Source organism: Bacteroidales bacterium (assembly GCA_035342335.1).
Classification (GTDB): domain Bacteria; phylum Bacteroidota; class Bacteroidia; order Bacteroidales; family JAGONC01; genus JAGONC01.
In genome coordinates this window covers 1-23,840 of sequence record DAOQWY010000032.1, presented here as the reverse complement: position 1 = coordinate 23,840, position 23,840 = coordinate 1, and the positions used below count along the sequence as shown (strand labels likewise).

Here is a 23,840-nt window from a genome sequence, read left to right as displayed (position 1 = left end):
AATAAAAAAACATGATTATGAAAGATATTAAACGAGTAGCCATTGCACTGGGAGCAGGTTTTACTCCCGGTATTAATGCCATCATCATTGGTGCTGCTATCACAGCCCACCGGCAAGGGTGGCAGGTGGTTGGCATCCGCGATGGTTTTGAGGGATTGCTCTTTCCGGAGCGCTATCCCAACAATGGGTTGATTGACCTTGGGCCTGAGGCCATTGGTAAGTTGAATCCGCTAAACAGCGATGCCATGGGTACCGCTTCAATGGTTGATCCCTTCAATGTGCGCACCATCAATGAATTGGAAATGGTTGAAGAGGTCGATCTATCCGATTCATTACTGGGGAATCTGAAAAAAGAAGGCATTGATGCTGTGATCGCCATCATGATGGGGCGCGGCCTGAGCATCCTTCACCGGCTCAACCAAAAAGGCCTGCAGTCGGTATGCATTCCCCGTTCCGTCGAGAACGACATGGCAGCTACGGCGGTGACCTTTGGATTCAATACCGCCCTGAGCTTTACCATTGAAATGCTCGACCGGGCAATGGAAGCAGCAAAATCTGCAAAAAAAGTGGGCGTAATAGAAGTATTGGGTTCACGGTCGGGCTGGCTGGCCTTGCAAAGCGGCATTGCCGTGTTGGCCGATGCCGTGGTGCTGCCGGAACATCCGTGCGATGTGCAAAAACTGGCCGGACACCTGAAAAGCAGAATAAACCGGGAGCGCCCTTATGGACTGGTCGTAGTAGCAGAGGGAGCCTCCTTTACCAACCTGCCGGGAGCTGTTTCTGAAAAAATCAATATGCTGAAGAAAGCTCTCAGTCCGCTTGCCAGTGAAGATGACAGCAACCAGTACGTGATCAGCCGCAGTGGAAAAGCAGCGACTGTATTATCCCATGCCCTGCAACAAATGATGACGGATGATATATTCCCGTTGGTACTCGGACCCTGGTCACGTGGCGGACACGCAACTGCGGTTGATCGCCAACTTGGGCTGGTTTACGGTTCAGCAGCCATTCGCGCAGTGAAATCAGGGCAATTCAGTACGATGGTTTCGTTTATGCCACCTGAAATGCAGTTTGTGCCGCTCATCCAGTCGTTAAACAAAGTGCGCACCGTGCATGATGAGAGTTATTTTATTGATATCGCCCATTTGTTGGGAATTTTCACCGGATCATAAATTATAAGATTATGGAAGAATATTTGAATATAAAAGGCAGGGTATTGAACATCCAGCGCTATTGCGGCGAGGATGGACCCGGAACCCGCACAACCGTTTTTGTAAAAGGGTGCTCCCTGCGATGCAAATGGTGCAGCAATCCGGAAAGCATTAAGCTGAAGTATGAACTGGACTTTAACCGCAAACTTTGCAAGGGAGCGGCAGCTTGTGGCATTTGTATGAAAGCGCCCTTCCCTGAAGGCGCATTTTATGTGGTGGATGGCCCGGATGATAAGGTGCAGGCGAACTGGGACCTGGCCAACATTACTGAGGACCTGGCAGAGCTCTGCCCTACCGGAGCCATCGGAATCTTTGGCAAGGAAATGACTGCCCGCGAGGTGCTCGATGAAGTATTGAAAGATGAGAGCATGTACCGCAATACCGGTGGCGGTGTGACGATCAGTGGCGGTGAGTGCCTGCTGCAACCCGATTTTGTGGCCGCCATATTGCGCGGGGCGCAGGAAAGCGGCATCCATACAGCCATAGAAACAGCCGGAAACGTGCCCTGGGAGTACATGGAAAAGGTGCTGCAGTATGTTGACCTGATGCAGCACGATAACAAGCTGATGGATCCTGAACGGCATAAGAAATGGACCGGGGTTAGCAACAAACGCATCCTGGAAAATTTTAAAAAAGCCTACGAAACTTTTCCCGACAAGCAATTTATCACGCGCACACCCACCATTCCCGGCATCAACGCCAATGAAGAACATATACGTGCCGTTCTTGATTTTATCAAACCCTATAAGAATGTGATTGACTACGAGTTGCTACCCTATCACCGTTATGGTCTGGGTAAGTACGTGTTCCTCGGCAAGGTATACGAATTGAAAGACTTTGAATCACCTTCTCCGGAATTGCTTGCACATCTGCGCGGGATCATCAATGAAGCCTTCGGGCGCGAGAATCAGGAGAAATAAAAGGATTGCAGATATACGATTATGGATTAGACAAATCCATATTCAGAAATCATCGGATCGTATTCCAAAATCATAAAATTGACACTAGCACATAAAACAGGAAAACTATGATTAAGCATGTCGGACATGGAGGCATTCTCCGTCGCATCGCGATCAATGTGGGTGCCGGATATCTTCCTGGAATTAATACCATCATTACGGGAGCTTCCCAGGCAGCTGGCCAGTTGGGATGGGAGATTATCGGAATCCGCGATGGGTTTGAAGGCTTGTTGCACTCCGATCATTACCCTGATACCGGATTGCTTACCCTCAGCCCGCAAATGGTCACAGTCCATGAGCTCTCCCTGGTAGGCACTTTAGGCCAGGCACCCAGGATCGATCCGTTTAATGACACCTCGCTTCATAATGACGGGGTGGATCATTCTGATGAAATAGTAAAAAGGCTGAAGGAAGAAAACATTGACGCATTGATTTCAGTTGTCGGTAATCAGGGGCTTCATATACTTTATAAGCTCCATCGCAAGGGATTGCATACGGTCTGTATTCCAAAATCTGTTGAGAACGACATTCCTGTTACTTCGGTTTCTTTTGGATTTAACAGCGCGCTGAGCTTTACAATCGAAATGTTGCAGCGTGCCAGACAGGCGGCCATCTCGGCCCGAAAGATCGCTGTGGTGGAAGTAATTGGCAAACAGGCAGGATGGCTGGCGCTTCAGGCAGGCATAGCAATTTCTGCTGATGCGGTGCTGTTGCCCGAAATACCATGTAACCTTAATATGCTGGCCCGAAGGTTAGATGAAAAGATTTCTTCCAGGAGGCCCTATGGATTGGTGCTTGTGGCCGAAGGCGTAAGACTATTTAAAAAACCGGAAGACCAACCCGGTTCAACGCGCATTGTTTCGCTGCCACCCCAGGCAACCGGTGAGGCAACTGAACAAGTCGCAATTCCGTCTGAAAAGACAGCAGAAACACTGGCGAGGGAACTCCAATTGCTTATTGACAGAGAAACCTATCCGCTTGTTGTCGGACCATGGGCAAGAGGTGGATCACCCACTGCCGTAGACCTGCAACTGGGTATGGCATACGGGGCAGGAGCTATTCAGGCATTGAAAGCTTCAAAGAATGGGGTAATGGTTGCTTTTGCCCCTCCTGAGATTCAGTACGTGCCATTGGCAGAAGTGATCAATAAAGTCAGAACAGTGTCTGCCGAAAGTGAATTCCTGAAGATCGCAGGATCACTGGGTATTTATGTCGGAAACTTTGCCTCAAAGAAACCTTAACAATCAAAGGAGGTTAAAAAATGAACACTACGGATCAATCAAAAGATGTTTACGAACGACTGGCCGATGTGCTTGATGCAACCCCTCAGGGCTTTCCCAGGATGAAATCCGGGGTGGAATTAAAACTGCTAAGGCTGGTGTTTACTCCCGAGGAGGTTTCGCTGGCCAGTTACCTGACCACAACCTACGAATATCCTGCTGAAATAGCCAGACGCGCTGGCATTGATGTGGAAGATGCCCTCGTGATACTATCCGGGCTGATTTCCAGGAAACTTGTTCGCATGAAAGGTCCGCCGTCTTATCCCGGCATGCCGGCTCCTCCTCCCGGAAAAGATTCGCTGTTCCGGCTTGGCCCTTTTATGATCGGGTGGTACGAAGCATGTATGCGGGTTGAGAGCACGGAATTTGCAACCCTTTTCCATCAATATATGGAAGAGGGTGGCAGCGAACGGATCCTTGCTCCGCGGCCCGGCGTGCTGGGCGTTGTTCCGGTGCGGGGCTCGCTTAAGCCGGAATTGATGGCTACGATGGAGCCGCACCTCGATATTGACGCTCATTTAAAGCGGCACGATCGTTTTCTGGTAATGGATTGTGTGTGCAAAAGGGAGATGGAGGCCCTGGGAAAAGACGACAGCCGTTATCCGTTGAAACGCTGCGGATTTTTAGGACTACCTTCCAGTGTACCACTGGGAGAACATGTGCTCAGCCGGGAGGAAGCCGACCAGCTTCTTCGAAAGCTTGAAAAAATGGGGCATGTAAGTAATGCAGCCTACGGATTTCAGATGGGCGCCGAAAGCCCGCAGTATGTCGGCGGCTGCAATTGCGACCGTTACGCCTGCGGGGTATTTAACAACCACTATCCCAGCCAGGCCTCAAACTACCGTGTCGTCAAAGATTACGATAAATGTATAGCCTGCGGTATTTGCATCGATCGTTGTCCCGTCTATGCACATACCGAAGGTAACCGTGATGATGGCATGCCGGAATATAACAGGGACAAGTGCATCGGATGCGGTGTTTGCGTGATTGCCTGTGATCCTGAAGCGCTTGAACTGGAACCGGTGTCGGCAGAGGAATGGTTCTATACTCCCAAAAGCCTGGAGGAATGGGAAGAAATGAGGGCAAAATACCTGGCTTCGGAGAAGTAGGAAGAATTGCGGATTTTATACTATAAGCTTATGATTGCCAAGGATATATTTGGAATTGTGGCCATCTTTTTATTGCTCAGTTTTGTAACTGCTACTCCCTTGCTGGCACAGGATGAACAAAAGCCGGCAGCAGATGATGCTGCAGCGATTGCCAAGAAACTGGCCAATCCTATCGGGGCACTGATCAGTTTGCCATTTCAGAATAACATGGATATAGCTATCGGCGATTACAGTGGTTCGCGAAATACACTGAACATACAGCCGATCGTTCCATTCAGTCTGAATGCAAAATACAGCCTAATTACGCGATATATTGTTCCCGTAATAGCCCAGTATGACATTACCGGTGAAGATACCCGGCAAAGCGGACTGGCCGATGCACTGGTGAGCGGGTGGATATCAAATGCGGTTGTAAAAAACGGATTTGTATGGGGTGTGGGGGCTGCATTTTTAGTTCCTACCGCTACGGATGATTTTTTAGGGACCCAGAAATTCGGTGTAGGGCCAACAGTTATTGTTCTGCAACAAAAAAACGGCTGGACTTATGGTGCATTAATGAACCAGATTTGGTCAGTTGCAGGCGATGCTGACCGAAGTGATGTCAACCAGATGTATCTGCAACCCTTTCTTACTTATAACTGGAAAAGCGGAGCAGGACTTACGGTAAACTCAGAAACAACTCTGAACTGGGAAGCAAATACCACCAATGCCTATATCAATATTATGGCAGGCGGGCTTACAAAATTCGGCAAACAACTAGTTCAACTTCAGGTTGGGCCTCGCATACAGGTTGCTGCCCCTGAAGGCAGCAAATCACCCTTTGGAGTCAGGGCAGCCGTGATTTTTGTATTTCCGAAGAAATAAAGGAAAAGAGATTCAGGATTATACGCGAGAATTACTTTGACAAATGCGGAAATGAATTTCAGAACTATTAAAACCAGTAGAACATGATGGAAACAGGTCCCGGCTTCAAAGCAAAATTGAAATTTTACCACTGTAAAAGCAGTTACCATTGCATGGCTGCTTGTCCGGAACAGGCCATAACGAAAGGCGCTGATCGTTTTCCCCCCATGGCCTGCCTGAGTGATGATCTGCTGCCCGGAAAGGCAGAAATTGACCCGGACAAATGTACCGGTTGTGGATTGTGCATACCGGTTTGCCCAAATAATGCCCTTGAAATGGTGCCAGTTGATAGTTAACATTTTGTAAAAAACAGAATGATATGAATGAGCCGATTTTGAATGCTGTAGTGACCCTGCGAAACGAAGTTTCTCCCTGGTTGATGATACTGCAGGTTGTACCCGATGGATGGGAATTCCCTCACTACGTGCCCGGCCAGTTTACTGCTTTGGGATTACCCGGTTCGGCGTCACGCTGTGCACTTGCCGAACCGGAAATCAGCCCTCCTGCAGAAGCTGACAAGCTGATAAAACGGGTTTACTCTATCTCGTCCTCTCCTGAAAACCATGAATTTCTTGAATTTTACCTAGCACTGGTACCAGGCGGCAAGTTGTCGCCCCGGCTGTTCAACCTTAAAATTGGCGACCGTGTCTGGCTTTCGCCAAAACCAGTTGGCAGGTTTAATTACGATGATTCAAAGATCCCTGAAGGAGCCAACTTGTTACTTCTGGCTACCGGTTCCGGGCTTGCACCTTTCATCAGCATGTTAAGCACTTACCTGATCAACCAACCCAAACGAAAGGTTGCCGTGATTCATGGCGTACGACATTCGTGGGATTTAGGTTACAGGTCAATTTTAATGGCCATGGAGCATCTTCGTTCGAATATAACGTACATACCCGTCGTCAGCCGTCCCGAAGAAGAACCTGTTCCCTGGAAAGGAGCGACCGGTCATGTTCAGGATGTATGGAATAGTGGTGCAATAGCTAAGGCATGGGGATGTACCCCGGGGCCTCTCAATACCCATGTTTTCATGTGTGGAAATCCCCGGATGAACGAATCGATGATCGAAATACTCACAAAGGAGGGATTTAAAGAAGACACGAAGGACGAATACGGCCAGATACATGCGGAAAAATACTGGTAATGCTAAAATGATAATGAACCACCAGAAAAATAATTCAAACCTGTTCCTTAAGTTCATCGATTTATGAAAACAACAAATAATAACTCCCCGCTCACGAATTCAGGGGCCGAATTAAGAAGACTAAAAGATGATCATGAAAAAAGGTCACCCTGGAAAAAGTGGGGACCCTATTTAAGCGAACGCCAGTGGGGAACCGTCCGCGAGGACTACAGCGAAAACGGCGATGCCTGGAATTTCTTCACGCACGATCATTCCCGCTCACGCGCCTATCGCTGGGGTGAGGATGGTATCGCCGGCATATCCGACGACAAGCAGCGCCTCTGCTTCGCCCTGGCCCTCTGGAACGGCAGGGATCCCATTCTAAAGGAACGCCTTTTCGGTCTGACCAACACCGAAGGTAATCACGGGGAGGACGTGAAAGAATACTATTTCTATCTGGATTCCACACCGACCCACTCGTACATGAAATACCTCTACAAGTACCCGCAGGCGGCCTATCCCTACGCCGATCTGGTGGAGACAAACCGGCGCCGTTCCCGGGAAGAGTTTGAATATGAATTGCTTGACACGGGTGTCTTCAATGAGGACCGGTATTTCGATGTCTTCGTCGAGTATGCCAAAGCCGGTCCGGAAGATATCCTGGTGAAGATCACGGCAATCAACCGGGGACCAGAGGCTGCCGAACTGCATCTGCTGCCCACGCTCTGGTTCCGGAACGACTGGTCTGCCTGGATTGCCAAATCCAACAGAGCTCCCCATAAACCGAATCTGAAACAGATCAGGTCACAGGCAGGAGTGAGCACGGTGGCGGCTGCCCATCCGCTGCTGGGTGATTTTACCTTTTCTTGCGAAGGAAAAGTACCTCTGCTGTTCACCGAGAATGAAACAAACCACGAGCGGCTTTTTCCCGGAATGCAAAACGAGAGCCCCTATGTCAAGGACGGCATTAACGATTTCATTGTGCATGGTAATCACCAAGCAGTCAATCCTGATAAGGAGGGTACAAAGGCCGCAGCGCACTACCACGCGACCATCGGCGCCGGACAAACCACGGTGGTTCGGCTGAGGCTGACCGGCAATCTACCGGAAACGAAAACCAAGCCCTTTGGAAATCTTTACGATGAGGTCTTCGCTGACAGGCTTCGTGAAGCCGATGAGTTTTACAAATCAGTTACGCCCTCATCTGTGAGTGAAGATGAGGCAAGGGTGATGCGCCAGGCCATTGCCGGTATGCTCTGGAGCAAGCAGTTCTACTTCTTCGACGGAGACAACTGGCTGGACGAGCACAACTCAAACCCCCTTCATCACGGATATCGAAACTCCCGTAACTCGGAGTGGTTCCACATGCTGAACGAGGACATCATTTCCATGCCCGACAAGTGGGAATACCCCTGGTATGCGGCCTGGGATCTGGCTTTCCATGCGCTCCCGCTCTCCATCGTCGACCCCGACTTCGCCAAGGAACAGCTGAAACTTGTGCTCCGCGGGCTTTACATGCATCCCAGCGGGCAGATGCCTGCTTATGAGTGGAATTTCAGTGATGTGAACCCCCCGGTTCACGCATGGGCCACACTTTTCCTGCACCGCAGTGAACAGGCCCTTCGCGGCGAAACGGACATTGAATTCCTGACGGCAGCGTTCAACAAACTGCTGACTAATTTCACATGGTGGGTGAACCGCAAGGACCGGTTCGGCAAGAACGTATTTGAGGGCGGATTCCTCGGCCTGGATAACATTGGCGTCTTCGACCGCAGCGCACCACTGCCCACCGGTGGCCACCTGGAGCAGGCCGACGGCACGGCGTGGATGGCCCTTTTCAGCCAGAACATGCTGGAACTCGCGGTGGAACTTGCTGCACATAACCGTTCCTACGAGGACATGGTCATTAAGTTCACAGAGCACTTCTACTATATTGCCGCGGCCATGAATCGCCCCGGCCAGGATGGCATGTGGGATGAGGAAGACGGTTTCTATTACGACCTGCTTCGGCTCCCCGACGGGAGCGCCACAAGGCTTAAGGTGCGCTCATTGGTTGGGCTCTTGCCTCTTTGTGCGACGACCGTCACAGAATCGTGGCAGCGGGATCGCATTCCCCGGGTAATGTCCAGCCTCAATGAACGTCTTCGCCGAATGCCGGAACTCCTGGAAACCATGCACTCTACGGGTCCGGATCATTTTGGAGTGGAAAACAGGGGAATCATTGCACTGGTCAACACGGAGCGGCTGCGCAGGATCCTGATGAAGATGCTTGATGAGAACGAATTCTTCGGTCCTTACGGTATCAGATCCATATCGAAGTTCCATGAGCAGCACCCCTATGTCCTGCATGCCGGTGGCCAGGAGTACCGGGTGGATTACCTGCCGGCGGAGTCGAACACCGGTATGTTCGGCGGTAACTCCAACTGGCGGGGGCCGGTCTGGATGCCGGTGAATGCACTCATCATCCGTGCACTTCTGAACTTCCACCTGTATTACGGCGATAACTTCCGGATCGAATGTCCTACCGGTTCCGGTAACCTGATGAACCTTTTCGAAGTTAGTAAGGAGATCGCCGGAAGGCTCACCCGTATGTTCACCCGCGATGAGCAGGGACGGCGACCTGTATTCGGAGGCTCGGAGAAGTTCCAGACGGATCCTTACTGGCGCGATAATATTCTCTTTTACGAATACTTCCACGGCGACAATGGCGCCGGGCTGGGTGCCAGCCATCAGACGGGATGGAGCGGGGTCATTGCAAAGCTTATCCAGCTTTACGGCCTGCTGGATTCCGGGAACGCCCTGAAAAGTGGCAAGAAGGCCGCGTTCACTCAGGGCGGAGACAAAACCGTGAAAAAGACCCATTCCGGATCGAAACGAACAACATCAACCAAAAAATAAAAAGGAGAAATAAAATTGAAAGCTATCACTGTTGAACCTAAAAAGCCGGGGACCGCGAGACTCATGGATATCCCTGAACCGGATGAGCACCTGGGCTCTGTCCTGGTGGAAGCTGTCGCTGTCGGTGTTTGCGGTACCGATGTCGAAATTGTCGAAGGGAAATATGGCTGGGCACCTCCCGGTCAGGAGTATCTTGTGCTGGGCCATGAATCCCTGGGCCGTGTTCTTGATCCCGGCCCAACGAGCGGGCTGAAGAAAGGGGATCTTATCGTGGGCATTGTCAGACGACCGGACCCTGTCCCCTGTCCGAACTGCGCCGTGGGGGAATGGGACATGTGCCGTAATGGGCTCTACACCGAGCGGGGGATCAAAGAGATCCACGGTTACATGTCGGAGCGCTGGAGGATCGAACCGGAATACGCTATAAAAATTGATCCTGCGCTGGGTATCCTGGGTGTGCTCCTGGAGCCGGCCACCGTGGTGGCTAAAGCCCTGGAACAGGTAGGCCTGATCGGCAGGCGATCGTTCTGGGAACCCAAAACAGCGCTGATCACAGGAGCCGGACCGATCGGATTGCTTGCTGCTCTTTTCGCTAAATTGTACGGACTGGAAGTGCATGTGCTGGACCGGACAGTAGGCGGCCCCAAAGCAGACCTTGTGCACGAACTTGGCGGAACGTACCACTCCGGCAGCGTGAAGGATCTTGACTTCGAACCGGACACCATCATTGAATGCACCGGTGCGGGCCAGGTCATTGCTGAATCTATCCAAAAGATCGGGGCAAACGGTATCGTTTGCCTGGCAGGAATAGGACACGGTGGTTCAGCCACGCAGGCAACCATTGCCGATGTGGCCTCCACAGCGGTGTTGCGCAACAATGTGATCGTGGGCAGTGTAAATGCCAATAAAAGGCACTGGTACCGGGCAAGCCAGTATCTTGCCCGTGCTGACCGCGCCTGGCTGTCAAAACTCATCACACGGCGGGAAAGACCCGAAAATTTCAAAAATGCGCTCAGCCGGCAGCCGGGTGACATAAAAGTGGTCATTCAATTCTCTGAAATATAGCAGGATATGTTGATTCACACCAGCAGGCAGAGATTAATTGGCTCTTTCGCGGGATCGCTGCAGCAAAGGATATTCATACTTATTTCTTTGTTGCTGCCGCTACTGCTTGCGATTGCATGCTCGACCACTGATAAGGATTATCTCGTTTATGCCGGAACCTATACGGGCAGTGGCAGCGATGGCATCTATGCCTATCGCTTTGATGCGACGAAGGGTGATTTCAAACCATTGGGCCTGGCTGCCAAAACCGATCATCCATCCTTTCTTGCAACGGATTCTGGCGGGAAATTCCTCTATGCTGTCAATGAGCTGGACTCATTTCAGCAGAAAGCATCGGGTGCTGTAAGCGTATTTTCAATCGAAAAGGAAACGGGCAAGTTAGAATTGCTACAACAAGTCCCATCCCTGGGTGCTGCACCCTGCCATGTTTCGCTGGATCAATCCGGGCGGTATCTGCTGACTGCTAACTATAACGGTGGGAATGTGGCCGTATTCCCTATCGGGGGAGATGGCCGGCTGGGCCCTGCTTCAGCATTTATACAATACACCGGATCAGGTGTGAACCCCGATCGCCAGACCGGGCCGCATGCTCATTTTATTCAGGTAACCAACGACAACCGGTTTGTAATGGTAGCTGATCTTGGCACTGACAGGGTGTTCGTGTACCGGTTCGATCCGGTCACCGGCTCTCTTACAGCCCCTGACTCCTGCTATGTAACGATGAATCCTGGCTCCGGACCAAGACATATTGCTTTTGCTCCTTCGGGCAAATTTGTTTATGTATTAAATGAGTTGACTTCAACTGTCACCGTCTTTGCATTTGAATCGGAAACCGGATGGATGAAGGCAAAGCAAACCATTTCCGCACTTCCGGAAAATTTCTCCGGTGAGAACACGGCAGCAGAGGTGGCAGTGGATGCAAAAAGTCAGTTTCTGTATGTATCGAACCGAGGGGACGATAGCATCGGGGTCTTCAGCATTAATTCCAATGACGGGAGCCTGACCCCTGTTGAGTGGGTTTCGAGTGGAGGGAAGACTCCCCGCCACATTGAGATTGATCCGACCGGTCGATGGCTCATTGCCTCAAACCAGAACTCAGGCAACGTGGTGCTCTTCAGGATCGACCAGGCTACCGGACAGCTGATTCAGACCTCCCGGTCCATAGATCTGGCCTCTCCAGTTTGCATACGCTTATTATCAATAAACGAATAATCTGTTACAGGATCCATGAGCGATGTAAATAATTTCAGTTTTCGAAAAAGAATATTTTTTTCCGAGTTCATAGGTACAGCTTTGCTGGTTCTGCTGGGCCTGTCGGTGGTCATACTGATGTTCGGAGAAGGCAGTCCGCTTGGGCATCTGCTTCCGAATGTAAAACTCAGGCAAACGATCACCGGTTTCCTGTTTGGTTCCATAGGTGCCTCGATTGCACTCTCCCCTGTTGGTAAGGTAAGCGGAGCGCATATCAATCCTGCCGTTACAATGACCTTCTGGCTGTTTCGCAAGATCGATTCACGAATTTCGATTACCTACATACTTGCACAATTGACCGGCGGGATCGTTGGCGCCCTGCCGCTCCTGGTCTGGGGCGCAATGGGCAGAAGCGTGTCGTTCGGTGCTACCCTGCCGGGCGAAGGTTATTCCATGCTGACCGTATTGCTGGGGGAAGTGGTCATCACATTTACCATGGTCCTGCTTCTTGTTGTATTCATCGGATTCAGACAGATCCGGACCTATACCCCGGCCATTTTCCCGGTTCTGTTTGCGATCATGGTCCCCCTGGAAGCGGCTATTTCAGGAACCAGCGCGAATCCTGCACGCAGTATCGGTCCGGCAATCATTTCCGGAGATTGGCAGGGATGGTGGATCTACTGGGTAGGACCGGTGGCAGGTGCTTTGCTGGCCAGCCTTGCCGGCAGTGCGCTGGCACGGCGGATCACGGTGGCCAAACTGTACTATTTTGACAGCGACCGTGATGGATTGCTAAGAAGGATGGAATCATCAGATACTTAGTCACCCTTCAGGGCAAAATATACCTATTAATAGGTATTGTCCACGATTTGAAATGGTTATAATTTTGATTAACTATGGAAGCAAGGATCCCTCCTATTGTGGTTACTTCAATGAATGTGTAATTAATGGATTATCAGATGACAAACGAAAAAATCGTATCTCGGGATGAGCCGGCCGGTAAGATGCCGGATTCTGCAAAAGATCGGACGGATATGGCGGTCGACCGGACGGTGATGGCAGCCGACCGGTCGCTGATGGCCTGGGTGCGTACAGGCCTTTCGCTGATCAGTTTTGGCTTTACCATCTATAAGTTCCTTCAATATCAAAGAGAGCAACTTCAGGCAGAAGGCATCGTCGTTCCTGACATCTCGGGTCCAAAAGTGTTTGGCCTGTTACTGATCGGCATCGGCATTCTTTCCTTACTCCTTGGTACGATGGAAAATGTAACGATAATCAAACGATTACGGAGGCAATACGTCATTAGCCAACCCCGGTATTCCCTGTTCATATCCTGGACCATCACCATCATTGGGATCATTCTCTTTGCAGGGATCATATTCCAGCTAAAGGGCATTAGCTGACAGATGACACTGAACAGTTAACACTTTAACACTTTGACAATTTAACACTTTAACACTTTATAACAATGAAAGTAATTATCGTTGGTGGAGTAGCAGGTGGTGCCTCGTGTGCGGCACGCCTTCGCCGGCTTGATGAAAAAGCCGATATCCTTTTGGTCGAACGCGGTCCGTTCGTATCCTATGCAAACTGTGGCCTTCCATACCATGTTGGAGGCTCTATTGAAAATGAATCAAGTCTCCTGGTAGCGACTGAACAGATGTTCCGCAATCAGTTTGCGATTGATTGCAGGACAAACTGTGAAGTGGTGGGTATCCATTCCGGGAAAAAAACCGTGGATCTGAAGAATCACATTACCGGTGAAGTGTCCACAGAAAAATATGATAAGCTTGTCATTTCACCTGGAGCAGCACCGATTCGTCCACCGCTTACGGGAATTGATCTTCCGGGGATATTCTCTGTAAGAACGGTGGCTGACGCAAAAAATATACGCGAATGGCTTGAAAGAGATATAGACAGGTCAGTCGGGAACTCATTCACAGGTGTTGATACCATATCGAAACCGAAGCATGCCGTTGTTATCGGCGGAGGATTCATCGGTCTGGAGATGGTCGAGAATCTTATGGAAAGAGGACTCGAGGTGACGCTCATCGAGAAACTCAACCAGGTCATGCCACCTCTGGATCCCGAAATGGCATGCATTGTTGAGCGATACCTGGCAAGGCATAATGTTAAAGTAGAGCTCAGCGATGGCGTTGCAGGATTCAGGAAACCGGAAAATGGCCGTCTGGAGGTTCTTACTGAAAAAGGAAAAGCGCATCCGGCTGATATCGTTGTCATGGCAATAGGTGTGAAACCGGAAACCGGGCTCGCAAAGATGGCCGGAATTGAAATAGGCCAAAGAGGTGGCATTCGCGTGAATGAACACATGATCACATCCGATCCTGATATTTTTGCCGTTGGTGACGCCGTCGAGGTTAAGGATTTTGTCACCGGAGAATGGACACTTGTCCCCCTTGCCGGACCGGCAAACCGCCAGGGCCGCATAGCTGCAGATGTGATCGCAGGTCGCGGCTCACGTTTCCGTGGCACGCAGGGCACTTCGATCTGCAAACTTTTCAATGCCACCATTGCTCAAACGGGAGTGAATGAAAAGACCCTCAAACGGATCGGCGACCAGGATTATGAGAAGGTCTACCTTTACCCCAATTCACATGCAGGATATTACCCCGGAGCCAAGATGATGGTCATCAAATTCCTATTCCGTAAATCAGACGGAAAGGTTCTGGGAGCACAGGTTCTTGGTGAGGATGGCGTACCAAAGAGGATAGATTCCTTTGCCATGGCAATCCAGATGGGATGTACGATCTATGATCTTGAGGAATCAGAACTCTGTTATGCCCCGCCGTACGGAAGCGCAAAAGATCCTGTCAATTTCGCCGGAATGGTCGCGGCAGACGTATTGAAAGGCGACATGCCTATCGTTCACTGGGAGTCACTGGGAGATGGATTTATACTCGATGTGCGTAATCCGCAGGAACTTGCAGTGGAGTCAATTCCAGGCGCTTTGAATATACCGCTGCCCGAGCTCCGCGCCCGTCTGGGAGAACTACCACGCGACCGTGAGATCAATATCTTATGCCGGTCGGCACAAAGGGCCTACTATGCCACCCGGATCCTGCTCCAGAACGGATTTAAAGCCCGGAATATTTCGGGAGGCATGCTGGCACGCTCACATCGTAAAACTTAAACAACAGGAGGTAAATGATGAATGCCATTATTCAATTTTATCAGACCATATTTACCCCATTAGTAATCCTCTTCACTATCTCTAACCTGGCGATGATGGGACTCCAGGTCAATATACCCCAGGTGGGCAGGAAAATGAAAAATGTGAAGTTCGTGGCGATGATACTCGTTTGGGGCTGGGTGGTAGGACCGCTTTTAGGGTGGCTTATTATCAAAATCCTTCCGTTGGATGTACCCTACGCAAATGTGGTGCTCCTTACCAGTCTGGCGCCCTGTGCACCGTTCCTCCCGCCGATGATTACCAAAGCCCGCGGGGATATAGACTTCGGGGGAGCCTTCATCCCGCTGGCAGCAGTGGGTACAGTGATCTTTATGCCATTGTTGGCACCCCTTCTGATCAAGGGGATCGCATTAAGCTCCCTGACCCTCGCAAAACCTCTTGTTATCACCGTGCTGATACCGTTGATCATCGGAGCCCTGATCAGGACGTATGCCACGCGGGTGGCTGATAAGATATTCAAACCGGTCAAGCTGATCGCGAATTTGTCTACACTCCTCACCATTGTGGGTTGCTTTGTTATATACACACCACAGATGATAGATACGGCGGGCAGCTTTGCCTTGCTCTCAATGACAGTGTTTATGCTTGTACTGGGTCTGTTGGCATATCGTTTCGGTTTCGGTCTGAAACAGAACGAGAGAAGCATCATGTCCATGGGGATGGGCACGCGGAATATCGCAGCTGTATTGGCAGGGGTTCTTGCCATTCCGAATGGCGACCCGCGCATGACGGCAATGGTCATTATGTGGACGTTGTGGTCATTTATCCTCGTGTTGATTTTTGCTCCTGTCTTCGGAAAACTATCCCGCAAATCGGGTGTACCCGTTTGAAATGTATATCCAACTAATGAAAATAAAAGTAAAACGACTCGTATTCATCATCTTTCTGATCCTTGATACCGGAATCCTTTCTCAAACATCGTTAAAACTATAGCATGGAGACATTGGAATTATTTTTAGAAAAGGCAGTCAGTGTAATTTCACTGGCGCTTGAATACTCAGCCGTGTTGTGTATAGCTATTGGTTTTGTTAATGCATTTATTCTATTGCTGAAGTCAAAGCAATTGAATTTTTCACCGTCATTTAACAGGCTGAAGTTTAAATTTGGCGGATGGCTCGCACTGGCTCTTGAATTTCAACTTGCCTCCGACATTATAAAAACAACGGTTGCCCCAACGTATGAAAATCTTATTCAGCTGGGTGCAATAGCAGTGATAAGAACATTCCTGAATTATTTCCTGAATAAGGAACTGAAAGAATTACCGGAACAGATCATGAAAAATGTTGGAAATAAAAAAACTGAATCAATTTCAGAAACAATGAATCAATGACAAAGAAGCTGATATCATATATATTTACGACATGCCTTGGAATTTCAGTACTCCCTTCTCTCTTCCTGATGCCAGGGCCCTGTGCGGTATCCGTGATCAAAGGAAAATCTTTACAAACAAACATTTTATCATACAATAAAAAATGAAAACAGAACAATTGATCAAAGCAATGGTTGGGTTATTACTGCCAGTTATTGTCCTGGCCTGTTCAGAAAACCTTTTCGCCCAGCAGGCAACACCGCCGGCATTACCTGATACGTCAAAAATGACCTACAACCAGATCTCACAGGGATTGAAACTGTACGTCTACCCATCAAAAGATCAAAGCAAACAGCAGCAAAAGGAAGATGAGTTTGAATGTTACCAGTGGGCCATGGAACAATCCGGGATTGATCCGTTGAATCTTCCGAAAGTGGAAGCAGCACCCGCACAAACAGGCCCTACGGGAGCAGGTGTCAAGGGTGCGGCTAAAGGTGCGGCCGCAGGGGCAGCCATTGGCGCCATAACGGGTGACGCCGGCGACGGTGCCGCCGTGGGTGCCATTGTGGGAGGGCTTTCCGGCAGGCGCCAGGGGAAACAGGCCCAATCACAGCAAAACCAGCAGGCACAGGCTGGTGCAGCCGCTGCTGAACAGGAGATGAAAAACAGCTTTGTGAAAGCTTTTACTGTTTGTATTGAAGGAAAAGGATACACCGTCAAATGAGAAAACAAAAAATGATAACTTATGAAAAATCTGGTCCTTTGTGGTCTGATCAGTATATGCCTGGCAGCATGTACATCCACCACCGAAAAAAAACACGCTGAAAACATTGACATCGTCAAAAGCTATGTACAGTCCGTTGAAGAAATGGATTTTAATGCAATGGATGAATTTCTGGCTGATGACTATCTCGGCATGGGCCCTTCGTATGGAGATTCCATACGCAAAAAGGAAGCTGTGGAGAACTGGAAGGAGAACGTCACTAACCTGTACGAAAAGATTCATTATAACCGCTCACGGTTTGCCGCGGTGACCATTCCCGAGGGCGACAATAAAGGTGAATGGGTGGCCAACTGGGCTGAGCTGAATATTGTTTACAAAAACGACCGGGGATCGGTCACTATCCTGGCCAATACCAATTACCTTTTAGAAAACGGAAAGATTGCAAAGAGCCTGACCTTTTATAATGAAGCTGATGCACTGCGGCAATTGGGGTATGCGATCGTGTCTCCCGGAGATGGCGAATAAATATGAATCATGAAAAATTTAGCCCTCATCTTAATCATTCTTTTTGCAGCAGGTTTGCAGGCTTATTGCCAGGAAGACAATCCCGACAGCACAAAATCCAGGATTTACCTTGAACCTTACTACAGGAACGTCATCAAATTCAATCCCACCCCGATGCTGCTTTTTGGTGAATTAAAAAATATCACGTTCAGCTATGAAAGGATGCTGAAGAAAAATCAATCGTTTGCGGTTCAGGCGGGTTACCTTCAGTTTCCCAACGTAATCAATGATACGGTCGCAAATCTCATTTTAATCAATGAGGGATCAAAGAAAGGAGTAAACCTGGGCGTTGATTACAGGTACTATCCGGTTAACAGAAATCCCAAGCCCTTTCCGGATGGATTGTATATCGGGGGGTATGTTTCATATTATGGCTTTCAGTTCAGCAACAGTTTTGATGTTCTTAAAATCAACACAGATCAGGAAAATACGATCGATGGAAACCTGAATATTGTCAATATGGGCTTTGATTTAGGATATCAGTTCGTTTTCTGGAAAAGGCTGACCCTTGATCTGTTGCTGTTTGGTCCTGCACTGAGTTATAATCACGCCAGGCTTGAAATAAAAGGAGACCTGGATTCGGAGGAGATTCAAAATATTGACGAGGAATTAGTTGAAAAACTCATCGACAGGTTTCCTCTTTTAGGCGTACTCCACAGCGGGGAGAGCCTTGTTTTCACCGGAAACAAGACCAAATTTGGGACGGGGTTCCGTTACTCTTTCCAAATTGGATTCCATTTTTAATCAATATTAAAAACTCACAAATCCATGATGAAAAAAATCGTATTATTCCTGACCGGATTGACCATCTGCATGTCCGCCTGGACTCAGGAACCACGGGTGGATACTGTTGCCGTTATGATCATCGATCGCATGGCTACGGTTATCGGCGAACTGAACTCCTGCAGTTTCACCCTGAACACCACAATGGATGTTAACGACCCGGACTTTGGTCTGATCAAAAGAACCTGGACAGATGAAGTTTACCTTGTGGGTCCGGATAAAATGCATCTTCAAACGCACGGGGACAAAGGTAACCGGGGATTCTGGTACAATGGATGGCAGGCTGTCACCTATTCCTTCGACGAAAATAACTTTGCCACCATCGAGGCCCCGGATAACCTTATCGCGATGATCGACACTATCAATCATCATTACGGCATCGAGTTCCCTGCCGCAGATTTCTTTTATCCGACTTTTACCGATGATCTCCTTGCAAATTTTGATACCATCGTATTCCTGGGGAAAAAAAAATTAAATGGCAGGGAATGTTTTCATATACTGGTTTCCAACCAGGCCATCAGTGTCCAGATGTGGTTTACGGGGGATGCCTTTACGCTGCCTCAACAGTTTGTCATTCGTTATAAAAATGAGGAAAACAGACAGTACGAAGCCACTTTCAGCAACTGGCAGCTCAACCCGGAGATCCCGGCGGCAGTTTTTGAATTCACGCCACCGCCGGCAGCACGGGAAGTTTCGATTTTACCAAGATATAAAAGATAATATCCACACTATTTTTTCAATCATGAAAACAAAAATTCATACACACATTATTAAATCAGCATGGCTTCTCTTTGCTATGGTGCTGTTGTGTTCCATGGCTGCTGAGGCACAAAGGTTTTCAGGTGGCGGCGGAGGTGGCGGCGGGATGAGCCGGCCTTCTTCTTCCTCCTACAGCCGGCCTTCTTCTTCTTCATACAGCCGGCCTTCTTCTTCCAGCCAGAGCCGTTCCTATAGCTCACAGAATCGTCAGGCGACAACCCAGAACCGCTCTTCCAACACGATCAACGGCGGTAACCAGTCCTCTGCATCCCGGGATAAGGCTGCAACAAAAAATACATCGGCATCCCAGACCCCGGCGGCGACGGACAGGGCCGGAACGAGCACTAGCCGCGCAGATAAGGCATCTGCGGGCGGATCCGTTTCAACAGCCGACAGATCGGGAACCTCAGCAGGAACGAAAGCATCCTCTGCTGACAGGACGAAAACGTCCGGAGGTAACCAGGTTTCAACAGGTGCCCGTAACACAGCCTCCTCCAGTGACAGGACCAACGTTTCAACGGGTGACAGAAATAACATAAGCAATAAAAATATCGACAACAGCCGGGACATCAATATCGATCAGGACAATTATTACGTGAGACCTCCGGTGGCGCCATACCCCAGGCCTCCTTACGCATATGGCGGATACCATTACAGCAGCTACCATCCGTATGCTTATCATCCCTATCATCCCTATTCCTACGGACCATACTATAATCCCTGGGGGGTCTTTGTAGCCACGATTGCCGTGACGGCTGTCGTGGTCAGCGTTGCCAATGCTAACCAACAGTATTACTATGATCAGGGGGTGTATTACGTTTCATCCGGCGACGGCTACACAGTGGTTCAGGCTCCCGCCGGTGCCACCGTTACAACGCTCCCGCCAGAGACACAGACGGTGGTGGTGAACGAGACCACCAATAATTATTACTATGGCGGGACGTACTATGAAAAAACGGAAGACGGCTATACCGTCGTGCCACCGACTGCCGGAACCATTGTCCCGAACCTGCCCGAAGGAGGAGAAGAAGTCAAGATTGGTGATGTAACGTATGTGAAATTTGGCAATACATACTACCAGCCTGTAAAGGTGGAGGGGAAAGACATGTACGAAGTAGTGAATGTGGAAGCAGCCGAAGCGGAAAAATAACCTGAGCGTGCTAAAAATCAGGAACTTGCTTTGCTTTTTGATCTTTACGCCTGAGTCTACTCCGAAAAGGGATCATCGAGCCTTAATTTAGGGCTAAAGCCCTATAAACCAGTGCTTTGACTTACCCCGGCCTTAAGGCCGGGGTAATTGATAACCAACCAGTTAGTGGACTTCAGTCCAAAATTATTACTTTTCGGAGTGGACTTACTCTTTGATCTTGAAAACCAGTCCTCCGCTGAAATCGCCCTGAACAATGGGGGCCCAGGCATTGGCGCTGACACCCGTACTTGCACCGCCGGTCCCGATGCCGACAAACATTCCCATCCCAGCAAAATACATCGGCATCAGCAACCGGCCCTGCACTTTGATGCCTACCCGGTCAGTAAAGAAATAGTTAAGGCCAGCACCCAGTGCCACGGAGAACATCCATCCATCCTCAATATCCTCATCCATTACATTGAACCATGTTGCACCAAGTGAGAAAAGGCCGTATCCTTCCAGGTTTTCTTTGCTGCTGCCTCTTTTAACGGCTAGCTGGAAATAATCTACGGTCAGATCGATATCTGTTTCCGGATAGGTGATTGGATAATACGAGTCGAAATGACCAGTCGTATTCATCCGGCTGTATGAAAAACCTGCCATCATTCCCGGTTGGGTTTCTATATCCAGCCCGAGTCCCCAGTTCCCGTGATCCTGGATCTTGAATGACCCTTCGTAAAAATCCAAACGGCCGCCAAACTGATACCCGGCAATGGCATAGAACTGCATGGGCCTGCCCTGAGCCCACAGACCTGAAAAAGAAGAAAGGGCCATCACGGTCAGAACAACAATGATTGCAAGATTTTTCATCGATTGGTCTTTTAGGTTGAATTGCACAAATGTAGAAATTAATTAATTCATAGAATATGCCTTTTTATGTTGGAAATATATTTATTATCGTATTTTTGCTCATCACGTACAACCGGATTTTACCCTGACAATCAACCGATAATTAACCATCAACGTCGCAACCATGACCCAAAAGAATAATTTCAGAACATGGGGATACCTGTTGATCCTCAGTTTGCCTTTCTTACTTTTTTCATGCTACCCGGGCGGACCTGAATATGTTGAAGACATGGATCTTGTGGCCACAAAATATGATGAAACCTTCGATTTCTCTAAAGTGAATACTTACATCATGCCCGACACGGTCATGCCCGTCTATGACCCAGACTATTCCGAAGACGCAGATCCGGTTGACGCGCAAATGCAGAAACTCATCCTCGATGAAGTTGAAAAGCAGTTCGATCAGCTTGGCTATGAACGGATATACGATACAATCAACGGATATCCTGATGTTTATGTAACGCTGAGTGCTTTTACATCGACCTATGTAGGGTATTATTACGATTACTGGTACTACTGGTGGGGCTACTATCCCTACTGGCCACCTTACTGGGGCGGGGGATATTATCCTTATTATCCCTGGGGCGGAGCCGTTGTGTACAGTTACACGACAGGAACCGTGCTGATCCAGATGATGGATCCCAATCATGTGGACATGGATGAACAGAAGATACCCGTTGTCTGGATCGGAGCTATCAATGGTCTGGCTGAGGGAGGACAGACAAATATCTCTGAGCGCATCAAACGTGGAATCGGACAGGTTTTCAAACAATCCGACTATCTTTAGCCACATAATACTTGATTTCGCCCGTATCACAAAATCCTGATATCCAATGAAACATTTAAGATATTTCGCATTCGTTCTGGCTTTTTTCCCGGGTTTTTTCGCCCTGGGCCAGGGATATTTTACCACCACCTACAATATTGCAGTCCCTTTGGGCAATACCAAGGATTTCATTGACAAGACCAGCCCACGCGGCTTTGGAATTGAAGCCGGGGCATGGCTGAACGACAACGTTTCGCTCGGTCTCGAATTCTCGTGGAATGGATTTTACAAGGAATACGATTACGATACGTATCATAACATTGACGGATCCACCCTCACGTTATCCGGCCGTATGTGGCGCTATACGAATGTTTATCCCCTGATGGGTGTTGTAAAATATTACCTGAATTCTGACTCGGATTTTGAAGCTTTCCTGGGAGCCGGACTCGGAACCTTCATTATCAATAAAAGAACCGATTTCGGTCTGTATACCCTTGAAGATCATCAATGGCACTTTGCCATGTATCCTGAAGTAGGGTTTATCTACTGGTTTTCTGATGCAACCGGTTTTACCTTTAATACACGGTACAACTGGGCAGCGAAATCCGGAGACATCGATGCCCAGTCGAACCTCGGATTTAACTTTGGATTTGTCTTTTACTCCTTCTGAAGGGCTCTCTCTGGATTCCGGAACAGGATAGATTTAGATGAGGATACGTCTTAAAAGAGGATCAATTTTTATTTTCCTGATCGTATTTACGGGCTGTTTAAGCTCTGTTGATGTCATTGCCCAGAAAACGGACATAATAATCATGGATAATGGGGACCGGATCACCGGGGAGGTGAAAAAACTGGAGTATGGTCTGGTCACCTTCAAAACGGATGATGCCGGCACCATAAGCATCAAATGGGACAAAATTGCTTCACTTACCGGTAAAGACACCTTTGAGGTGGAAACAGAAGAAGGTAATGTCTATTTCGGTTCCATACTGGAATCATCCCTGCCTGATACCCTGATCGTTGCCACCAACCTGTTACGGTTTGAGATCGCCAAGGCATCTGTAGTTTCCATCATCCCGATAAAAAATAAATTTCTCAAACGGCTCGACGGATCGGTTGGGGCCGGATTCAGCTACACAAAGGCCACAACACTGGCTCAACTCAATTTCAACACGGCAGTTCAGTATCGCACAAAAAAATTGAGTACATCGTTCTCCTATGACGGAAATTTCAGCACACAGGAAGAGGAAGATGCCACGCGAAGACAGGAATTTAACTATTTATTTCAACGGTTTCTGACCGGCAGATGGGTTTATGGCATTCAGACAGGCTTTGAACAAAATTCCGAGCTGGGTTTGGATTTGCGTATCAACCTGGGGGTGGCAGGCGGAAGGAACATGATCCAAAACAACCGGAATGTATTACAGGCTCTGGTTGGTTTTCAGGGCATCAGCGAGTGGCTGTCAGGTGAAACCGGTTCGACAGGTGATTTTGAGGGGATCATAAATGTAAATTATTCCCTGTTCAAATATGATTCCCCCAAGTCCAGCATTTCCATTATAACTGCTGCATTCCCGGGAATAACCGACTGGGGCAGGTTTCGTTTTAACTCAAGCATTAAGATCAGCCAGGAGATCATCAGTGATTTTACAATCGGCCTGACTTTTTATAACTCCTTCGACAACCGGCCCGCAGAAGGATCTGAGAAGAATGACTGGGGAGTAACGACATCTATCGGATATACCTTTTGAATCAACCCTCTACTTCTTTACGAAGGGCACCTCCTCAAGAATGTATAACCGTATGGCTGCAAGAATATACGCCTCAACCTGGAAAAACTGCATGGCTACAATCGGGGAAGCAGCCTTGGATATCTTCTTGTAATAAGTATCCACTACTGACCGACTAAATTTAAAATTCGCCAATTTGTCAACATAACATACTGAT

Annotated in this window: 25 protein-coding genes; 23 read left to right on the top strand and 2 right to left on the bottom strand. The window is 48.8% G+C overall.

Features of this window, described 5'->3' with window-relative positions; all coding sequences use genetic code 11:
- Nucleotides 1-17: 17 nt before the first annotated feature.
- From PKI34_12415 to PKI34_12320, 20 genes are all read left to right on the top strand, one after another.
- A complete protein-coding gene (locus PKI34_12415; protein HNS18613.1) occupies nucleotides 18-1,172 on the top strand; it encodes a 6-phosphofructokinase in 1,155 nt (384 codons plus the stop codon).
- 11 nt (nucleotides 1,173-1,183) lie between these two features.
- Entirely contained in the window at nucleotides 1,184-2,131 is a 948-nt protein-coding gene (locus PKI34_12410) for a glycyl-radical enzyme activating protein (protein HNS18612.1), read from the top strand.
- A gap of 107 nt (nucleotides 2,132-2,238) precedes the next feature.
- On the top strand, nucleotides 2,239-3,411 hold the full coding sequence (locus PKI34_12405) for a 6-phosphofructokinase (GenBank protein ID HNS18611.1): 1,173 nt from the start codon (nucleotides 2,239-2,241) through the stop codon (nucleotides 3,409-3,411).
- 20 nt (nucleotides 3,412-3,431) lie between these two features.
- Nucleotides 3,432-4,559: a 4Fe-4S binding protein gene (locus PKI34_12400; GenBank protein HNS18610.1), complete on the top strand. Its 1,128-nt coding sequence runs from the start codon at nucleotides 3,432-3,434 to the stop codon at nucleotides 4,557-4,559.
- A gap of 30 nt (nucleotides 4,560-4,589) precedes the next feature.
- Entirely contained in the window at nucleotides 4,590-5,423 is an 834-nt protein-coding gene (locus tag PKI34_12395) for a hypothetical protein (protein ID HNS18609.1), read from the top strand.
- Nucleotides 5,424-5,506: 83 nt separating this feature from the next.
- Nucleotides 5,507-5,758: a 4Fe-4S binding protein gene (locus tag PKI34_12390; protein HNS18608.1), complete on the top strand. Its 252-nt coding sequence runs from the start codon at nucleotides 5,507-5,509 to the stop codon at nucleotides 5,756-5,758.
- 23 nt (nucleotides 5,759-5,781) lie between these two features.
- On the top strand, nucleotides 5,782-6,606 hold the full coding sequence (locus PKI34_12385; protein HNS18607.1) for a ferredoxin--NADP reductase: 825 nt from the start codon (nucleotides 5,782-5,784) through the stop codon (nucleotides 6,604-6,606).
- Between the two features lie 63 nt (nucleotides 6,607-6,669).
- Nucleotides 6,670-9,483, top strand: coding sequence for a hypothetical protein (locus tag PKI34_12380; protein ID HNS18606.1), 2,814 nt, complete (start codon nucleotides 6,670-6,672; stop codon nucleotides 9,481-9,483).
- 15 nt (nucleotides 9,484-9,498) lie between these two features.
- Nucleotides 9,499-10,548 (top strand): glucose 1-dehydrogenase, encoded by a 1,050-nt coding sequence (locus PKI34_12375; protein ID HNS18605.1) that lies wholly within the window; start codon nucleotides 9,499-9,501, stop codon nucleotides 10,546-10,548.
- 87 nt (nucleotides 10,549-10,635) lie between these two features.
- Nucleotides 10,636-11,760, top strand: a complete 1,125-nt coding sequence (locus PKI34_12370) for a lactonase family protein (protein ID HNS18604.1) — start codon at nucleotides 10,636-10,638, stop codon at nucleotides 11,758-11,760.
- A 15-nt stretch (nucleotides 11,761-11,775) separates the two neighbouring features.
- Nucleotides 11,776-12,561, top strand: a complete 786-nt coding sequence (locus tag PKI34_12365; GenBank protein HNS18603.1) for an aquaporin — start codon at nucleotides 11,776-11,778, stop codon at nucleotides 12,559-12,561.
- Nucleotides 12,562-12,698: 137 nt separating this feature from the next.
- Complete coding sequence (locus PKI34_12360; protein HNS18602.1) at nucleotides 12,699-13,142, top strand: DUF202 domain-containing protein; 444 nt, start codon at nucleotides 12,699-12,701, stop codon at nucleotides 13,140-13,142.
- Between the two features lie 65 nt (nucleotides 13,143-13,207).
- Nucleotides 13,208-14,890 carry an FAD-dependent oxidoreductase gene (locus tag PKI34_12355; GenBank protein HNS18601.1) on the top strand — a complete coding sequence of 561 codons (1,683 nt, stop codon included), beginning with the start codon at nucleotides 13,208-13,210 and terminating at the stop codon, nucleotides 14,888-14,890.
- A gap of 14 nt (nucleotides 14,891-14,904) precedes the next feature.
- Nucleotides 14,905-15,780 (top strand): hypothetical protein, encoded by an 876-nt coding sequence (locus PKI34_12350; GenBank protein ID HNS18600.1) that lies wholly within the window; start codon nucleotides 14,905-14,907, stop codon nucleotides 15,778-15,780.
- A gap of 104 nt (nucleotides 15,781-15,884) precedes the next feature.
- A complete protein-coding gene (locus tag PKI34_12345; protein HNS18599.1) occupies nucleotides 15,885-16,280 on the top strand; it encodes a DUF1622 domain-containing protein in 396 nt (131 codons plus the stop codon).
- A gap of 142 nt (nucleotides 16,281-16,422) precedes the next feature.
- Nucleotides 16,423-16,983: a glycine zipper domain-containing protein gene (locus tag PKI34_12340; GenBank protein HNS18598.1), complete on the top strand. Its 561-nt coding sequence runs from the start codon at nucleotides 16,423-16,425 to the stop codon at nucleotides 16,981-16,983.
- Nucleotides 16,984-17,004: 21 nt separating this feature from the next.
- Entirely contained in the window at nucleotides 17,005-17,508 is a 504-nt protein-coding gene (locus PKI34_12335) for a hypothetical protein (GenBank protein ID HNS18597.1), read from the top strand.
- A 9-nt stretch (nucleotides 17,509-17,517) separates the two neighbouring features.
- Nucleotides 17,518-18,291 carry a DUF3575 domain-containing protein gene (locus PKI34_12330; GenBank protein ID HNS18596.1) on the top strand — a complete coding sequence of 258 codons (774 nt, stop codon included), beginning with the start codon at nucleotides 17,518-17,520 and terminating at the stop codon, nucleotides 18,289-18,291.
- A 24-nt stretch (nucleotides 18,292-18,315) separates the two neighbouring features.
- Nucleotides 18,316-19,050, top strand: a complete 735-nt coding sequence (locus PKI34_12325) for a DUF2092 domain-containing protein (protein ID HNS18595.1) — start codon at nucleotides 18,316-18,318, stop codon at nucleotides 19,048-19,050.
- A 22-nt stretch (nucleotides 19,051-19,072) separates the two neighbouring features.
- Nucleotides 19,073-20,239, top strand: coding sequence for a DUF6515 family protein (locus PKI34_12320; protein HNS18594.1), 1,167 nt, complete (start codon nucleotides 19,073-19,075; stop codon nucleotides 20,237-20,239).
- A gap of 204 nt (nucleotides 20,240-20,443) precedes the next feature.
- Here PKI34_12320 and PKI34_12315 read toward each other — a convergent pair whose 3' ends face one another.
- Nucleotides 20,444-21,088, bottom strand: coding sequence for an outer membrane beta-barrel protein (locus tag PKI34_12315; protein ID HNS18593.1), 645 nt, complete (start codon nucleotides 21,086-21,088; stop codon nucleotides 20,444-20,446).
- Nucleotides 21,089-21,251: 163 nt separating this feature from the next.
- Here PKI34_12315 and PKI34_12310 point away from each other — a divergent pair, with 163 nt between their 5' ends.
- The 3 genes from PKI34_12310 (at nucleotide 21,252) to PKI34_12300 (ending at nucleotide 23,644) form a co-directional block, all read left to right on the top strand.
- The gene (locus PKI34_12310; GenBank protein ID HNS18592.1) at nucleotides 21,252-21,914 is read left to right on the top strand and encodes a DUF4136 domain-containing protein; all 663 of its coding nucleotides are present in this window, start codon (nucleotides 21,252-21,254) and stop codon (nucleotides 21,912-21,914) included.
- Nucleotides 21,915-21,960: 46 nt separating this feature from the next.
- Nucleotides 21,961-22,563, top strand: coding sequence for an outer membrane beta-barrel protein (locus PKI34_12305; protein HNS18591.1), 603 nt, complete (start codon nucleotides 21,961-21,963; stop codon nucleotides 22,561-22,563).
- Nucleotides 22,564-22,705: 142 nt separating this feature from the next.
- Nucleotides 22,706-23,644, top strand: a complete 939-nt coding sequence (locus PKI34_12300) for a DUF481 domain-containing protein (protein ID HNS18590.1) — start codon at nucleotides 22,706-22,708, stop codon at nucleotides 23,642-23,644.
- Nucleotides 23,645-23,653: 9 nt separating this feature from the next.
- Here the strand turns inward: PKI34_12300 and PKI34_12295 are convergent.
- Nucleotides 23,654-23,840, bottom strand: a 187-nt coding sequence (locus PKI34_12295) for a hypothetical protein (protein ID HNS18589.1), incomplete at its 5' end; no start/stop codon positions are given.

What these genes read in the sequence shown, in the direction of transcription:
- PKI34_12415 (HNS18613.1), top strand. Translation starts at nt 18, where the DNA reads ATGAAAGATATTAAACGAGTAGCCATTGCACTGGGAGCAGGTTTTACT.
- PKI34_12410 (HNS18612.1), top strand. Translation starts at nt 1,184, where the DNA reads ATGGAAGAATATTTGAATATAAAAGGCAGGGTATTGAACATCCAGCGC.
- PKI34_12405 (HNS18611.1), top strand. Translation starts at nt 2,239, where the DNA reads ATGATTAAGCATGTCGGACATGGAGGCATTCTCCGTCGCATCGCGATC.
- PKI34_12400 (HNS18610.1), top strand. Translation starts at nt 3,432, where the DNA reads ATGAACACTACGGATCAATCAAAAGATGTTTACGAACGACTGGCCGAT.
- PKI34_12395 (HNS18609.1), top strand. Translation starts at nt 4,590, where the DNA reads ATGATTGCCAAGGATATATTTGGAATTGTGGCCATCTTTTTATTGCTC.
- PKI34_12390 (HNS18608.1), top strand. Translation starts at nt 5,507, where the DNA reads ATGATGGAAACAGGTCCCGGCTTCAAAGCAAAATTGAAATTTTACCAC.
- PKI34_12385 (HNS18607.1), top strand. Translation starts at nt 5,782, where the DNA reads ATGAATGAGCCGATTTTGAATGCTGTAGTGACCCTGCGAAACGAAGTT.
- PKI34_12380 (HNS18606.1), top strand. Translation starts at nt 6,670, where the DNA reads ATGAAAACAACAAATAATAACTCCCCGCTCACGAATTCAGGGGCCGAA.
- PKI34_12365 (HNS18603.1), top strand. Translation starts at nt 11,776, where the DNA reads ATGAGCGATGTAAATAATTTCAGTTTTCGAAAAAGAATATTTTTTTCC.
- PKI34_12360 (HNS18602.1), top strand. Translation starts at nt 12,699, where the DNA reads ATGACAAACGAAAAAATCGTATCTCGGGATGAGCCGGCCGGTAAGATG.
- PKI34_12355 (HNS18601.1), top strand. Translation starts at nt 13,208, where the DNA reads ATGAAAGTAATTATCGTTGGTGGAGTAGCAGGTGGTGCCTCGTGTGCG.
- PKI34_12350 (HNS18600.1), top strand. Translation starts at nt 14,905, where the DNA reads ATGATGAATGCCATTATTCAATTTTATCAGACCATATTTACCCCATTA.
- PKI34_12345 (HNS18599.1), top strand. Translation starts at nt 15,885, where the DNA reads ATGGAGACATTGGAATTATTTTTAGAAAAGGCAGTCAGTGTAATTTCA.
- PKI34_12340 (HNS18598.1), top strand. Translation starts at nt 16,423, where the DNA reads ATGAAAACAGAACAATTGATCAAAGCAATGGTTGGGTTATTACTGCCA.
- PKI34_12335 (HNS18597.1), top strand. Translation starts at nt 17,005, where the DNA reads ATGAAAAATCTGGTCCTTTGTGGTCTGATCAGTATATGCCTGGCAGCA.
- PKI34_12330 (HNS18596.1), top strand. Translation starts at nt 17,518, where the DNA reads ATGAAAAATTTAGCCCTCATCTTAATCATTCTTTTTGCAGCAGGTTTG.
- PKI34_12325 (HNS18595.1), top strand. Translation starts at nt 18,316, where the DNA reads ATGATGAAAAAAATCGTATTATTCCTGACCGGATTGACCATCTGCATG.
- PKI34_12320 (HNS18594.1), top strand. Translation starts at nt 19,073, where the DNA reads ATGAAAACAAAAATTCATACACACATTATTAAATCAGCATGGCTTCTC.
- PKI34_12315 (HNS18593.1), bottom strand. Translation starts at nt 21,088, where the DNA reads ATGAAAAATCTTGCAATCATTGTTGTTCTGACCGTGATGGCCCTTTCT.
- PKI34_12310 (HNS18592.1), top strand. Translation starts at nt 21,252, where the DNA reads ATGACCCAAAAGAATAATTTCAGAACATGGGGATACCTGTTGATCCTC.
- PKI34_12305 (HNS18591.1), top strand. Translation starts at nt 21,961, where the DNA reads ATGAAACATTTAAGATATTTCGCATTCGTTCTGGCTTTTTTCCCGGGT.
- PKI34_12300 (HNS18590.1), top strand. Translation starts at nt 22,706, where the DNA reads ATGGATAATGGGGACCGGATCACCGGGGAGGTGAAAAAACTGGAGTAT.